The organism is Micromonospora sp. SD12 (assembly GCF_052068495.1).
Lineage (GTDB): Bacteria > Actinomycetota > Actinomycetes > Mycobacteriales > Micromonosporaceae > Micromonospora > Micromonospora echinofusca.
The window spans coordinates 585,857-600,329 of sequence record NZ_JBQHDF010000003.1; the positions used below are offsets into that span (position 1 = coordinate 585,857).

The window sequence follows — 14,473 nt, forward strand, 5'->3', positions numbered from 1 at the left end:
GCTTGAGGTCAGATGAGCCATAGCATGAGGGCGAAGATGCCGAGCGCCACAGCGGCGATCAGAAAAAGAAGCACCCCACACCCGGACGCCGCAGTGCCGGCCGTGTCGTCTGGCTGTCTGGGTGCCGAACCGTTCGGAGTGACGGGCTTCGGAGTCGCCGGCTGCGAGGTGGACGTGTTTGCGCGTGCGGGCTGAGCCTGTTGAGGGACGGGCTTCGCACGCTTCGCCGGTGGCTTCCACTCGACCCAATCCACGACGCCGGTCGGGTCCCCCGGCTTCGCCAATGACGGTGACGATGTGATTCCGGTGAAGGCCGCAGCGAGTTCGGTGAGCGAAGGACGGGCTTCGCGGCGGCCCGCGACCAGGATGCGAAGCAGCGTGGCAGGCGCCTCCCCGGACATCGCCGACAGCGCGGCGATCAGCGGCTCGACGTCGCGCACCGTGGTGAGGCACCGCGCGATCAGCAGCGCCGCCCGATATCGGTCTGTGTAGTTGTCCACCTTGGTGCCGGGTGGCGTCCTCGGATCGTCAAAGTTCGGAGTGATGACGTAGTCCCGCGGCCCGAACGAGCATCCGTCGACGTCCAGCAGGAACACCCCGTGGGTGACCGGCTGCCAGATGGCGTTCGCATAGGACCAGTCGGCGTAGACCAGCCCGCGTTCCTCGAAGAGCGCGGCGATCTGCGCAAGAGCCGTACACATCGTCGCCCGCGCGGCGGCCGACTGAGCCGGGATGGTGCGCTGGGTGAGGAATTTGTTTGGTTTGGCCAGCAGGTCGATCTCCAGCGTGGTCCGGCGCGCCGGGCTTTCGACGTCCGTCGGGGAACGCCAAGCGACGGAAAAGGCGTCCGGCGCACGCGGCAGTAGTACGCCCACGGTGGTACCGCCGTCGGTCACCCGGCTGCTTGGCCAGGCGGTGGACGACTCGACCAGGTGGCGCTGATCCCGGCCCATCGCGGCCGGTTCGGCGACCAGTCGGTCGAGCGCCACGCTGTCCAACTGCCGGCGCACCTCGGACGTATACCTCTTGAACAGCAGGGACGGTGCCGCCGGCACCACCCAGACACCTTCGCACTGGCCTCCGGTGGCCAGCGGCGTGTCCGGAAGCCGGCCAAGCCGACCGATCTCGACGATCGCGGGGAAACGGGTGACGGTCACGACCGATCAGCGCCCCGCCCGGTCCAGACCACCACGCTGGTCCGGTCATCCTGCTGTCCCGGCGCGTCGAAGTCGACGTCGAGCGCGAAGGATGCCAGCGGCGGCGGCTCGGCCCACCGGGCGTGCAGCCATTGCGCGAACCCTTCGACCTCGGCCAACGCGTCACTCACCCCGTCGGTCATCACTGCGAATACCGCGCCTGGTCGGATGGCGAAGGTCCTCTGCACCACGGCGTCCGGGTAGTGCGGCAAGAATTCGTGCAGGGCATTACCGTCGAAAGCGGACTTCGGCGCTCCAATCATGGTCACCCATTCGTCGCTGGTGCGATACCAGACCTCCGTGTCGCCGAGCCGACACGTCCAGAGCGAGCGGCTTCGGCCTGGATGAGGACGGGCATCGACGACCGCGACGGTCAACGTCGTGCGCACGTCGTCGGCGGTCAGCCCGCGTTCCTCGGCCGACTGGATCATGGCGCTGGCGATGCGTTCGTAAAGACCGGTGGCGAGGATTTCGTCCGGGCGCCGCCCGGAGTCAAGATGTCTGCGGATCAGCGCGACGGCCTGGCCGGTGGCGGCTTGAGCGCCGAGCTCGGCACGGGAACTGTCGGCCATCCCATCGGCCACCGCGATGATTAGGTGCCGGCCGTCGCGGTCCTGGGCAACACGGTAGGCATCCTGCCGGGGTAGTGCCGGATGCTCGCACCGGTGGCCGGCACCCACCACGGAGGCGCCCCGCACACGCAGGTCGCCGACCAATGCCTGGTCCGCCGCCAGGCCGGATGGCGCGGCAGAGCCGGCTGGCAGGCGCCACTGCCGAGCAGCCGCCGGCGATCCCTTGCCGAACCGTGGCGGGTAAGCGTTGGACGGGCTCTGCGACGTGGGCACAACCGGCGGTACCGGGTGCGGCCGATGAGCCGGTGGTATCCCGCACGGGGGATCGGCGCTAATCGGGGCGTCAACCGGGATTCCCGTCCCGGACGGGACGTCGGACTGAAGGGGCAGCGTCGCCGCCTGAGGCTCGTACGCCTGGCGGAACCAGGAGATCACGCGTCCAGCGGCTCCGCGTACGCTGCCTGCCTGACGCCCCTGGCCGACACCATCACCGATTTTCAACTCAGTGGTCCACTTCACCGGCGCCGCGCGACGGCCTGAACTCTTGCCATCCGATCACACCAGTGGAGTCGGCGCTCTCCCCGGGCACCGCATGCTCCTCTCGGACGGTCGTCGATTCCGGCGCTTGGGACAGCTGAGTAGCCGGTCCTGGCGCCTCCTGCTCAGGTAGGGCGTACGAGTACCAGGTCGTCGCGGGCGGCACCGCGCCGCCCGACCCGGCGCCGTGGGACGGGTCGCTTCCGGTCATCGAGGCCAGCAGGTTCTTCACGGCCGCGTTCCGCAAGGGCTCGACGTCAATGTCCTGGAAGAAGCCGGCCTCGATCATCTTGTCGACGAACGAGGCGTCGTTGGCGAACCGGGCCTGCTGTCTCTGCTCCAACTCGGACTGCCGGTCGCGCATCATCTGCAGCACGGTCAGCGACTGGTCTGGGTGGTGCCGCAGGAACGTGGTGATCAGTCCGAATTCGCCCTGCACCATCGCGGCGACCGCAGTGTGTCGCTCGCGCTCCAGCTCCTGCTCATTGTGCAGTTCCTGAATGTTGAGCGCATGGCCGCGCTTCCCAAGCGATAGCTTTCGGTCGATCTCCTTGTGCTGCTGGAGGAACCGCCGGGTCGCATCGTCGTGGGTCACGTGCGCACTGATGCTCTCGATCACCACGCCCAGGTGCGGCAACTCCAGCGGTCGCCCTGCGGTGAGTTGATTGCACCCGGCCTCCACCGGGGCAAAGTTGTCGATGTCGTAGCGTCGGCTGATTTCCCTCATCCGGGCCATGACGTGACGCACGACCGACGGCTCCACCCTCCCGTCGGCCCGCTCAGAAATAATCTTGGCAGCGTCGATGACCCGCCAGCCAACCACAGCGTTCACCAGAAAGAAGAAGGAGTCGTCGCGGGACGGCAGGTGTTCGTTGATGGTGACGGTCTGGTGAGCCGAATCAATTTCGTACATCGACCGGTAGCGGCCCGAGAGCAGTTCCCAGCGCGACAACGGTCGACCAGGGCACTCCACAGTGCCGTCGACGGTGGTGTAGACAACAGTCACGCTAAAGGACCGGACCGGCTTCCACAGGTGAAAGCGTGCGACCGGGGTCTCCCTCAGGACTATGGAGTGCGGCATGGTAGTCCTCACAGGTTGAACGAAAGTTCGGGGCGGTCGCCACCTGGCAGCTGCCCGAGGGCGCTGAGGACCGCGGTGGCGGTGCGTGGTGCGTACGTCGCGCCGGATCGCGTCAGCCACGACCGGGCGGTGACGCCCACGATCTTGGCGGTGCGGGTACTGCCGGCCGCCGCAATTGCGAAGAGCCTGACCATGGTCAGCCGGACCGATACCTCGCCCTCCGCGATGCCGGCCCAGATGCCGGCGATCGCCCGGGCGTCCTGCGCGAAGAGCCGACCGTTGAGGGTATGGAACCACGCCGACGCCAGCGCGTTTTGGATCCGGTGATCGGTAGCGGAGAGGGCCAGCAACAGCGGCCCTTCCCTTGGGTGGACCAGGTCGGTGGCTAGGGTGAGGAATGCCAGCTCACCGGTGGGGGTGCGTGGGCCGACGCCGTTGCCCATCCAACGGACCACAAGGTCGAGAACCCGACCGGCCTTGCCGTGATCGGCGTCGACGAGCTCGGCGAGGCTGTAGGAGATCGCCAGTCCCACCTCGGCACTTCCGGTGACTGCCAGGCGGTTGAGCTGGTCGAGCGCTCGGTCGGGGAAGTCGCCTCCCAGCGCGGCGCCGTAGACCCGGGCCGCCGCAGCCTGCAGTTGCCACGACGCGCTCGGCGCTGCCCACTCATCGACCAACGCAAGCACCTGGCGCTGCAAATGCGGCCGGTTACCCGGATCCTGCAGCGCGTACGCCGCAAGTTCTCGGCGGCGCTCCGACCGGCTGCGTGCCCACGGCTGGATGACCGTGCGTAGGATGCGCTCGAAGGAGCGGTCGGCCAGCACGCCTACACCCGCCGCAGCCCGAATCCGGACCGCGTCATCCGGATGTCCGGCGAGGTTGCGCAGCCACTCCAGCAAGTTGTCGCGGACGTCGTCGTACTCGTCGGACACCAGCCGCAGCACGATGGGCGGATAGGCACTGTTCAGGAATCGGATCACCTGAGCCGGTACCGCACCCAGTCGACTCGGCACGTCCTCCCAGGTCAACTCGGCACGGATCGCGTTAATCCGGGCGGTCCGGCTCTCCGCGAACTTGTCGGGTCTCGTCGTGGTGGTCGCTGAGGGCAGCTCCAGCAGCTTCGCCAACGACTCGGCGGTGGCCGCCACGGTCTGGTAGGGAAGACCGTCGAGCAGGGCCAGCGAGATCGCCAAAGCCTTGAGCGAAGTAGTCGGTAAGCTGAGGAACCACCCCTCGACCTCGTGCTCCTTCGAGTGCCGAGTGCGGGCGCGCACAGCTTCGACGTCCGGCCCGCCCTCGCCCCAACATTCGTACAGGTGCCAGGCAAAAGCAGCGACCTGGTCACACGAACTCTCCCCGGTGATCTCCTCGACGAAGAGTTTCATCACGTCGGGACGGTCGAGTGCCTGCGCGCAGCGGGAGGCGCCGACCAGGTAGGTCAGCCGGGCCCGGAGCACCTCCCGATGCGCGGGCGGCGGGCCAAGCGTCACCACGAACTGGTGCACCCCCGGGTCCAGGAAGGTGATCTCGTCGCTGACCGTGATAACCACCCGGGAGCGAGCGGCCAGCCTACTCTCGACGTCGGTGAGCGAGGCAGCGGTGAGAGCTTGCGCCACCGCCGGCGTCATCCCCTCGATCAGGTGCGCGGTATCGGCCTTTACGGTCCGGGCGATCTCCTCGATCAGCACCGTCGGCCTGTAGGCGACGAACTGAAGGATCCCCGCCTCCGCGCACAGTCGCATCGCGGCTGCGAATTTACCCCGGCCACGGGGCGCCTGGATGATGACGAGCCTGCGCGATCGGGCGGCTGAGACGAGCTTCGAATAGGCATCGCCCACCGCATACCCGTCCCGGGCGAATTCGACGAGACGCCGGCTGACCTCGAGGGTGACCACCGAACGGGTGCCGTCGGAGACATACTGCTGGTAGATGTTCTGGTTGCCGCCAATTACCGTGCCCTCGATGCGAGCGTCATCGCTGACGGAGACACCGTCTTGACGGAAAACCGCCCGCGCCGCTCTCAGGTTCTCGTTGGTCTCGGCTGCCCGACGTGGGGTCGCCGCGTTGGCTCGCAGCTCACCACCGGCATCGTTGATCTTCCTGGCCGGAGCGTCGGCCTCCTCAGCAGGGGCGGCGTTCGGCTGTTCCGGCCGATCGCCCGCTTCGGGTGTGGTCATCGGGCGTCACCAAACCCGGCCTGCGGCCCTTCGACGTTGCCGTTGACATCGCCGCCGATCACGGGACCGATGACCTTGGCATTCCCCTTGATCCGCACGCCGCCCCTCGATGGCGTGTCGTTGCCTTTCGGCTTGCCCGGCTGCCGCCTGGAGACAAGCAGCTGCAGCTCCTTGACCAGGTGGTCTAGGTCGGCACCGTCGTGGCGCCTGCGAAGCGTGACGACCTGCCGGACCGCCAGAGCGGCCAGATCGGTCGGAAGATCACTTCCCACCAGCGGCTTCACCCCGTCAAGCAGCACCGGCATCACCCGGATCGATCGACTGAAGGCTTCCTCGATCTCCCGACGTACGAAGTCGTCTGGATTGTCGATACGCCGACGGCCGGACGCGTCCTTCAGGGTCAGCCAGTCTGGGCCGATGATTACGAGCAGGACGGCGCTACCGCGCAGGGCGGACCACAATTCGTCAGGGAAGTCGGCACCGCCGTGCATGGACCGGCAGTCGCGAAATACGTTCTCCGCACCGAACTCGGCCTGAAGCCGCTCGTAGACCAGCCCGGCGGCATAGCCGGCATCATCCGTACGGTAATTGATGAATACGTCTGCCATCGGCAGCCTTCCACAGAAACGAGCGCAGGTGCGATGAGTCGCATGCCCCATTGCCCGATGACGATCGGCGGGAAATTCAATCTTGAGCGCGACGAACTGATCCATCATGAACGCGGTAAGCGTGGGATCGCAATGAGTTTCCCTCGCCCAGTCGGGTGGTCAACGGGACACAATTTGCGGTGTGGATGGAGATGAGGTCCGACGTGCTTCCACACGAGGGAGCCGGGCATGCCCGTTCGTACACACCATCATGGATCAGTGACTCAGCGCAAACCTTTCCGCCACTTGCGTAAGGACGCCGGATCTGCTTGGAACCGTCAGCCTCTCCGCGCCTGAGCCTCCACGATTGCGGCCCGCACCCGTGCCACCGGGGCAAACCCGGACCAGCGGACCAAGGCCCGGTTGAGCAACACGAGATCACTGCGTACCGTGGCCGATCCCCCAAAGCCAAGCTCGGTGAGCGTCTGCTCGGCGACCACACAGGCCTGCTCGACCTCCTTGACGGCTGAGTAGGACAGAGCCAGCCGTGCGCCGTGCCGGGCTCGGGAACGGTGGGCGGCTACCGGGAGCCGGCCGAGTTCCAAATGGAGGACGGGTGCAGCCTCGCCTGGCCGACCCAGGTCATAGAGACACCAGCCGGTGGCGAGCGCCATCGGGTCCACCGTGGTGGTGCTCCCCAGATCGGAGACGCCGTCGTCGTCCCGTAACGTGTCTGCGGCGAGGTCGAGGGCAGAGCGGCATGCCCCGTAGTCGCCCGCCAACGCGTATCCCTGGGCCTTGCGCTGGATCGCGAGACCGCGGACGCGGCGGCTGGGCGCCTCGCGCGCCGCACGATCGGCGAGCCCGACGGTTGACGCCGCGTCCCCTCGGTAGAGTGCCAGCTCGGCCAGCCGCACAGCCGTGTATGCCGAAAGATCACGGTCACCGGCTTCTTGCGCCATCGTGGTGGCCGACTCGGTCCACCACCGGGCAGCCTCGTCGTCACCCGACTCCTGCATCATCCAGCCCGCCAGTTCGGCGAAGCGAGCCGCGAGTCGCAGGCTTTGCTGGCTGTCCCGGCACGGCGAGTGCCGACTCAGGGCGCGCAGGGTTCCGGCACCGCTGATCAACATTGGAAGTACGTCCGGCGGATCGGCGGCCCGGGCGAGCTCACGGAGGGTGGCAAAGACCGCAGTGTAGGCGGAGAGCTGCTCCGCAGGGCGGCCCGAGCCGCCCCAGCGCTGCAGGGAGGTGCTGATTAATCCCTCCGTGTCGAGCGGCGCGAGCGCGGTGCCAAGTGCGTGCACCTGATGGGAGCCGTCGGCGTTGAGCCGGATAAGCCAGTCACGGTCGCCCGACGTTCCGGCACCATCGTCGTCAGGGACCGTCTGCTGGTCAGCAAGCCGGCTCAGCTCTCCACCCGCGTCGACGGCTGCGTCGCAACGCCGGGCCAGGACCGAGTGTGGGGACTTCGTACCTAACTCCACCTTGCTCAGGTAGCTCTTGCTGTAGCCGGTACGGGCAGCCAGGTCGGCCAGGGACAAGCCGGCGTCAACGCGCCGCCGTCGCAGGAGTGCGCCGAACGTCCGGTCGTCAGCAGCAGAGTTGGTCATCGCCCATCCAGACGCCACTGTCCGTCTCAACCCACTCGACTGTACGCGCCGGACAGCTCACGCATGTGCTTGAACTATGCCCCGCAGCCATGCCCGGAACCCGGTGTCCCACTCGGCCAACTCCTCATCTCCGTTGCGCCGTGCAGGCCGCCGAGTGCGAGGAGCTGGATACCTTCTGCAGCGGCGACCGGGACGGCTCCCGGAGCGGCTTCGTCTCGACAGGGCAATCGCGCCGCGATCGGTTGTGGTGATGGCTTGGCCAAGACCCTGCTCGCCACGGTGCGGAACGCCGCGTTCAACGCAAGCAGCAGCCCCGCAGGTAGGGCTCGGTCTCTCACCCATAGGGCGCGTGAGATCGCGGTGCGGCTGCAAACCGCAGGTCAGCAGAGTGAGTGGGGCGGGCGGGACTCGAACCCGCGACCGAGGGATTATGAGTCCCCTGCTCTAACCGGCTGAGCTACCGCCCCGTTACCGCGCCGGATCCTATCCCGCCCGGTGGATCACCGGCCAGTACGAAACGACGCCGTCGCTCATCGGCGTCGCCGGCGCAGCAGCACGATGGGCAACGCGAGGATAACAGTGAGCAGCCATCCCACGGTGATGACGCCCCACAGCCAGCCCTCGTCGCTCTCGGCGGTCTCGGTGATGAACATGCCGAGGGTCAGCAGGGCGTTCGCGCCGCCGATCGCCAGCGCGGCGAGGCCACTGACGACCATCAGCGGGATCTCCCACCAGGAGCGCTTCGCCGGCTCCCGCCGCTCGGCGCTGGCGGCGGCCCGTGGCTGCGGGATGCGGTCCGGGTCGCGGGCCGGCATCGCCACCTGCCGTTCGGCCGGCACCTGGGAGTCGATCACCCGGATCGCGCCGGGGTGCAGGTCGAACATGGTCGGTTCGATCCGCATCGAGATGGCGTCGTCGCCGATGAGCTGCCGGGCACCGTCGGGCCAGGCGAGCATGAGGGCGCACTCGGCGTACCGGACGGTGAGCGGGCCGCCGTGGCCGAGCCAGCTCACCCCGTCGACGCCGACGTGCAGTTCGCCGTCGCCCTCCTTCTCCTGGTAGGGGGTGCCGGGGACCGTGTCGGCCGAGCGGGTGGGCGCCGCGGCGAAGCCGGCCCAGTCGGCCCGGTGCCCCTCGGGCACCATCAGGAGTGCGCCGGCCAGCGCCTCGCGGGCCACCTCGTGCACGTCGTCGACGTCGACGGCCTTCAGCTCGGCGCGGTGCTCGTCGACCGTGAGGTTGCGCTCGCCGGTGAGCACGTTGAAGGCGTACGACGGCAGCCGTGCCGCGTCCACCTCGGCGGTGCCGAGGAAGTCCTCCCGCTTCGCCACGACGGCGTCGAGGTCGGCCTGCTCGATCCGGCCGACGCGCAGCTTGGCGAGCGTGTCGACGAAGCCGCCGAGCACGGCGTCCTGCTTCTCCGGCAGCGAGTCGGCCAGCGCCCGCAGCGTCGCGTGGCCGTCGCCGCGCGGCTCGTAGCCCGCCGTGGTCTGGTAGGAGAGGCCGCCGTCCTGGCGCAGCGCCCGGTAGAGCTCGCGCTCCAGCACCCCGGCGAAGACGCTCGCGGCGGTCCGGCGCCGCACGACGGCGTCCAGCACCACGGCCCGCGAGCCGCCGACGAAGTACGCGGGGGTGTGCGGCAACGCGGACGACGCCGCCGGCACCGGCTGCCGTACGCCCGACGGCAGTGCCAGCCGCAGCCCGGCGGGCACGGACTTCCCGGCGATCCAGAGCACCGCGTTCTCCCGGGTGAACCAGCGGGCCGCCCACTGTCGCAGGTCGTCGGCGGTGAGCGCGCCCAGCCCCCATTCGGGGTAGCTGGTGATGCCGAAGTCGCGGGCGCCGTGGCGCCACAGCGGGATGTCGTCGACGGCGGCCGTGCCCCGGCTGCTGTGCTCGGTACGCAGGATCTCCTTCTCCACCTCCAGCCGGCCGGTCGGCAGCTCGGTCAGGTTGGCGCAGACCGAGGTGAGGAAGGTGGCGATGTCCTGTGCGGAGCCCTGCATGTGGAACGTGGTGAACACCGGCGCGGTGGCACCGTTGACGTGGTAGTCGGCCAGCCCGAGGGGGGCCAGGGCGAGGTGTTCCAGCAGGTGGGTGATGCCGCTGCGGGCGAGCGTCTCGTCGGCGGTGCCGACCCGGAAGGTCAGCCCGGCGCGCATCGGCCCGCCGGTGGGGGCGAGCAGCGTGGGCACCCCGTCCACGTCCAGTTCCTGGATCACGACTGCCCGCCCTTCGCGTACGCCTTGTCGCGGAACTTCTGGAACTGCTTGGCGGGGTCGCCGTCGATGTAGCCGAACATCGCCTCGTCGCCGAGCGGCCCCAGGGCCGCGAACTGCTGCGCCGCCGCCGGGTACTCCTCCAGGAGGCAGAAGGCCATCGCGAAGACGCTGCGCACCCAGACCCAGCCCCAGCCGTTGCGGAACCCGGGGTGCCAGACCGACCGCTGCGCCGCCTGGTGGATCTCGTGCCGCACGTGCGCGCCGCGCAGGTGGGCGCTCGCCTTGCCGAGGTTGTCGTGGTCGAGCGCCTCCTCCAGGTGGGCCTCGACCACCAGCACCGCGTTCGGGGCGCCGGGCGGGGCGGCGTCGGCGCACGCCCGGGCGAAGCCGTGCGCCCGCTCCCAGGTTCCGCTCCACTTGGGACAGAACTGTTGCAGCAGCGACGCCTGGGCCGGCAGGTGGTGGGGGTGGTGCTTGGCGAGCTGGTCGTAGCGGCGGCGGGCCTCGGCCTGGCCGAGCTCCAGTCCCCGCGCGTTGGTGATCCGCTGCGTCCACGCCGCCGCGTCGTCCGGGTGCCGGGCGGTGACGTCGATCAGCACCTGCTCGGCGCGCCGCAGGTGGGCGTGGAACTGGGCGAACTGCTCCCGGCTGACGTGCTGGGCCCGGTGGGACGAGCGGATCCGCCAGCCGGCGCGGATCAGGTGCGACCCGAGCAGGGCGCCGGCGAGCGCGTCGTCGGGCCGCTGCGCCAGCACGTCCCGGAGGAATCCCTCGATGTCCTCGGCCTCGCCGGCCTCGCCGACGAGGAGGGTCCGGCCGTGCGGGTCCTGCCCGTCGACGAGCGCGCTCAGGGCCGGCCAGTCGCGCGCCGCGAGGGCGGCGCGCACCTGACCGACCTGGGGGTACGCCGCCGCGGCGTCGAGGTCGGGCGGCGGAAGGGGTGCGGGCATGGCGAGGAGCATAAGTGATCTTCAACGGGTCGTGACCCACCGTTCAGCCGGTACGCAGCTCCGACAGGACGGCCCCGGCGGCGCGCCAGCCGCTGGTCAGGGCGCCCTGGATGGAGGGGCTGTCGCGGTGGTCCCCGGCCACGAACAGGCCCTCCCCCAGCGCCACCGGCTTGCGCAGCCGGCCCTGCGGCGGCGGCGCGGCGGGCAGCGCGTCGGGGATGGACACCGTGCCGAGGTGGGTCCAGTCCGCCGTGGAGCGGCCGTAGAGGCGGGTGAGTTCCACCCGTACGGTCGCCTCGGGCGGGGCCGACGGACCGACGACCGACGTGGCGACCAGGTGCCACCCGGCGGGCGCGTACGTGGGCGCGGCCCGGCTGACGACCACCGTGTTGGCGACGATCTCCCGCCGGTCGCCGTCGACGAGCAGGATCGGCTCGTCCAGCGGTGGCTCCTGCGTGCCGTGGTAGTAGGTCGTGTAGCTGTGCATGCGTACGGTCGGCAGGTCCGGCAGCAGCGTGGCCGCCGCCGGCGGGTCCACGGCGACCACGACGGCGCGGCAGCGGATGTCGCCGGCCTGGGTGCGGACCCGCCCGGGCGCCACCTCGGCGACCGGGGTGTCCAGGTCGATCAGTTCCGCCGGGAGCGGGTCGGCGACGGCGCGGGGCAGCGCGGCCATCCCCTCGGCCGGCAGGCCGATGCGGCCCCGGGCGAAGGAGCGCAGCACCATCGCCAGCACGTGGCTGGACGTCTCCAGCTCCCGGTCGACGAGGACGCCGGAGAGGAACGGCCGCAGCAGTTCCTCGACGATCGCGTCGGAGAGGCCGGCGCGGCGCAGCGCCGTCTCGGTGGTGGTCTCCGGGGCGGCGAGCAGCCGCCCCTTCGGCAGGGTGGCGCAGCCCGTGGCGAGCGCGGCGAAGCGCAGCCGGTCGAGCAGCGAGCCCACGCCGGCCAGCGCGGTGCCGGGGGCGCCGGTCGGTTCGCGCAGCGGGTTCACGAGGCGGGTCAGCCGGTCGCCCTTGCGCACCAGCACGCCGGAGGTGAAGAGGCCCAGGCGCAGCCGGTCGACGTCGAGCAGGGCGCCGAGCCGGGGGTAGGCCGTGTTGAGCACCTGGAAGCCGCGGTCGAGCAGGTAGCCGTCGACCGCGTCGGTGGCGACCCGGCCGCCGAGCCGGTCGCCGGCCTCCAGCAGCCGCCACGGCACGCCGGCGCGGTGCAGCCGCCGGGCCGCGGCGAGCCCGGCCAGGCCGCCGCCGACCACGATCACGTCGGTCTCAGCGAGCATGTCGCGCCTCCCGCTCTCCGTTCGTCCGGGACAGCCGGCCCGGCCACCAGATCTTCGGCCCGATGTCGTACGCCAGCGCGGGCACCAGCAGCGAGCGGACGACGATGGTGTCGAGCAGCACCCCGACCGCGACCGCGACGCCCAGCTCGACCAGCACCACCAGCGGCAGTACGGCCAGCGCGGAGAAGGTCGCGGCGAGCACGATGCCCGCGGAGGTGATCACGCCGCCGGTGACGGCGAGCCCGGCGAGCACGCCGGCCCGGGTGCCCCGCCGGACGGACTCCTCGCGGACGCGGCTCATCAGGAAGATGTTGTAGTCGATGCCGAGGGCGACCAGGAAGACGAAGGCGAAGAGGGGGAACGAGGCGTCCACGCCGGGAAAGTCGAGGACGTACCGGAAGACCAGCGCGCAGAGGCCGAGCGTGGCGGCGAAGCTCAGCAGGACGGTGGCGATCAGCAGGAGCGGCGCCAGGAGCGCCCGCAGCAGCAGGGCCAGGATGATCGCGATCACCACCAGCACGACGGGAATGATCACGTTGCGGTCCCGCGTCGAGGCGGCGGAGGTGTCCACGTTGATCGCGGTGAAGCCGCCGACGACGGCGTCGGAGCCGGGTACGCCGTGCACCGCCGCCCGCAGCGCGCGGACGGCCCGCTCGGCGCCGTCGCTGTCGGGCGGGTCGGCGAGCGTCGCCTCCAACTGCACGGTGTCGTCGACGACGGCGGGTGGCGCGTTCGGGTCGGGCGGGCCGGTCCGGTCGGCGGTGACGGGTCGTACGGCGGCGATCCCCGGCACGCCCCGGGCCACCCGGGCGACCTCCCGGGCGGTGTCGCGGGTGGTGAAGATGGTGGCGGGGCTGCCGGTGCCGGCCGGGTAGTGCCGGGCGATCACCTCCTGCCCGGCGACCGAGTCGGTGCGCCCGGTGAAGAGGTCGGACTGGCCGAGCGTGGTCGCGCCGAGCTGCGTCAGGCCGAGCGCGAGCGCGGCCATGGCGAGGGTGGTGAGCAGCCAGACGGGTCGCGCCCGCCGGGCGACGAAGCCGGCGATCCGGCTCCAGATGCCGTGCTCGGTCCGGGGGTCGGCCCGGTCGTACGGGGGGCGGCGCGGCCAGAACGCCCACCGCCTGCCCAGCACCAGCAGGGCGGGCAGGAAGGTCAGCATGACCAGCAGGGTGGCGCCGATGCCGATGGCCGCGACGGGGCCGAGCGCCCGGTTGGAGTTCAGGCTGGACAGCAGCAGGCAGAGCAGGCTCACGATGACCGTGCCGCCGGAGGCGACGATGGCCGGCACGGCGCCTCGCCAGGCCGCCCGCATCGCGTCCCAGGGGCGCTCGTGCCGGTGCAGTTCCTCCCGGTAGCGGGCGACCAGCAGCAGCGCGTAGTCGGTGCCGGCACCGAAGACGAGCACGGTGAGGATGCCCTGCGCCTGCCCGTTGAGCTTGATCACGTCGGCGTCGGCGAGCAGGTGGACGAAGACCGCCGCCAGCGCGAAGGACATCCCGGCGGAGAGCAGCGGGAAGATCCACAGAACGGGGCTGCGGTAGACGACGAGCAGGATGACCAGCACCACGCAGAGGGTGACGATCAGCAGGGTGCCGTCGATGGCGGAGAAGACCTCGATCAGGTCGGCGAGCAGGCCGGCGGGGCCGGCCACGTCCACGCCGAGCCCGTCGCGGTCGTCGCCGGCGATCGCGCGCAGTTCCTCGACGACCGTGCCGATCCGCTCGCCGTCGGCGTCGTCGATGGGTACGACCACCTGGAGCGCCTGCCCGTCCTCGCTGGGGATCGGCGGCGGCAGCGGGCCGACGACGCCGGGCACCCGGGCGAACCGGGCGGCGTCGGCGGCCACCCGCTGCGCGTCGGCGTCGGTGAGGCCGTCGGCACGTTCGTAGACCACGAGGGCGGGGGTGGTCGGTCGCTCGACGAACCGGGCGGACAGCTCCTGTGCCCGGGTGGCCTCGGCCTCGGCGGGCAGGAAGGAGACGTTGTCGTTGGTGGCGACCTCGCTGAGCCTGCCGGCGTACGGACCGGCGACCGCCCCGACGACCAGCCACGCCAGCACGACCACCACGGCGACGAGCGTGATCCTGCCGTGGCCACCTCTTCCGGGCATCCCTACCCACCCCATGAATCGACGCATCAATCGACGCAGCGGGAGTCTAAGTCGACATCGACCATCCTGCCGGGCGAGCGGGCCCGGGGTGACGGAAACGGGGCCACGGGGGCGGGAACGGGTCACGGGGGCGGGAACGGCGAACG

Annotated in this window: 10 protein-coding genes and 1 tRNA gene; all 11 read right to left on the reverse strand. The window is 70.4% G+C overall.

The genetic code is table 11. The annotated features are described in order from the left end of the window. Positions 1 to 8: 8 nt before the first annotated feature. Positions 9 to 1,157, reverse strand: coding sequence for a hypothetical protein (locus ACTMS2_RS09665; protein WP_441175093.1), 1,149 nt, complete (start codon positions 1,155 to 1,157; stop codon positions 9 to 11). After that, on the reverse strand, positions 1,154 to 1,912 hold the full coding sequence (locus ACTMS2_RS09670; protein WP_441175094.1) for a protein phosphatase 2C domain-containing protein: 759 nt from the start codon (positions 1,910 to 1,912) through the stop codon (positions 1,154 to 1,156). The genes ACTMS2_RS09665 and ACTMS2_RS09670 overlap by 4 nt, the downstream gene beginning before the upstream one ends. A 358-nt stretch (positions 1,913 to 2,270) precedes the next feature. Next, positions 2,271 to 3,311, reverse strand: coding sequence for a hypothetical protein (locus tag ACTMS2_RS09675; protein WP_441175095.1), 1,041 nt, complete (start codon positions 3,309 to 3,311; stop codon positions 2,271 to 2,273). An 83-nt stretch (positions 3,312 to 3,394) separates the two neighbouring features. Further along, complete coding sequence (locus ACTMS2_RS09680; RefSeq protein WP_441175096.1) at positions 3,395 to 5,563, reverse strand: hypothetical protein; 2,169 nt, start codon at positions 5,561 to 5,563, stop codon at positions 3,395 to 3,397. Continuing rightward, the gene (locus tag ACTMS2_RS09685) at positions 5,560 to 6,276 is read right to left on the reverse strand and encodes a toll/interleukin-1 receptor domain-containing protein (protein WP_441175097.1); all 717 of its coding nucleotides are present in this window, start codon (positions 6,274 to 6,276) and stop codon (positions 5,560 to 5,562) included. The genes ACTMS2_RS09680 and ACTMS2_RS09685 overlap by 4 nt, the downstream gene beginning before the upstream one ends. A 212-nt stretch (positions 6,277 to 6,488) precedes the next feature. Next, the gene (locus ACTMS2_RS09690) at positions 6,489 to 7,763 is read right to left on the reverse strand and encodes a helix-turn-helix domain-containing protein (protein WP_441175098.1); all 1,275 of its coding nucleotides are present in this window, start codon (positions 7,761 to 7,763) and stop codon (positions 6,489 to 6,491) included. A gap of 393 nt (positions 7,764 to 8,156) precedes the next feature. Continuing rightward, a tRNA-Ile gene (locus ACTMS2_RS09695) sits at positions 8,157 to 8,230 on the reverse strand. A gap of 63 nt (positions 8,231 to 8,293) precedes the next feature. Beyond that, a complete protein-coding gene (locus ACTMS2_RS09700; RefSeq protein WP_441175099.1) occupies positions 8,294 to 9,985 on the reverse strand; it encodes a M16 family metallopeptidase in 1,692 nt (563 codons plus the stop codon). Further along, positions 9,982 to 10,935: a hypothetical protein gene (locus ACTMS2_RS09705; protein ID WP_441175100.1), complete on the reverse strand. Its 954-nt coding sequence runs from the start codon at positions 10,933 to 10,935 to the stop codon at positions 9,982 to 9,984. The genes ACTMS2_RS09700 and ACTMS2_RS09705 overlap by 4 nt, the downstream gene beginning before the upstream one ends. A gap of 43 nt (positions 10,936 to 10,978) precedes the next feature. Then, positions 10,979 to 12,217 carry an NAD(P)/FAD-dependent oxidoreductase gene (locus tag ACTMS2_RS09710; protein ID WP_441175101.1) on the reverse strand — a complete coding sequence of 413 codons (1,239 nt, stop codon included), beginning with the start codon at positions 12,215 to 12,217 and terminating at the stop codon, positions 10,979 to 10,981. Beyond that, the gene (locus tag ACTMS2_RS09715; protein WP_441175102.1) at positions 12,207 to 14,327 is read right to left on the reverse strand and encodes an MMPL family transporter; all 2,121 of its coding nucleotides are present in this window, start codon (positions 14,325 to 14,327) and stop codon (positions 12,207 to 12,209) included. The genes ACTMS2_RS09710 and ACTMS2_RS09715 overlap by 11 nt, the downstream gene beginning before the upstream one ends. Positions 14,328 to 14,473: the final 146 nt, after the last annotated feature.

Coding starts and splice junctions, on each gene's coding strand:
- ACTMS2_RS09685 (WP_441175097.1), bottom strand. CDS start 6,276: ATGGATCAGTTCGTCGCGCTCAAGATTGAATTTCCCGCCGATCGTCAT.
- ACTMS2_RS09690 (WP_441175098.1), bottom strand. CDS start 7,763: ATGACCAACTCTGCTGCTGACGACCGGACGTTCGGCGCACTCCTGCGA.
- ACTMS2_RS09705 (WP_441175100.1), bottom strand. CDS start 10,935: ATGCCCGCACCCCTTCCGCCGCCCGACCTCGACGCCGCGGCGGCGTAC.
- ACTMS2_RS09680 (WP_441175096.1), bottom strand. CDS start 5,563: ATGACCACACCCGAAGCGGGCGATCGGCCGGAACAGCCGAACGCCGCC.
- ACTMS2_RS09710 (WP_441175101.1), bottom strand. CDS start 12,217: ATGCTCGCTGAGACCGACGTGATCGTGGTCGGCGGCGGCCTGGCCGGG.
- ACTMS2_RS09715 (WP_441175102.1), bottom strand. CDS start 14,327: ATGCCCGGAAGAGGTGGCCACGGCAGGATCACGCTCGTCGCCGTGGTG.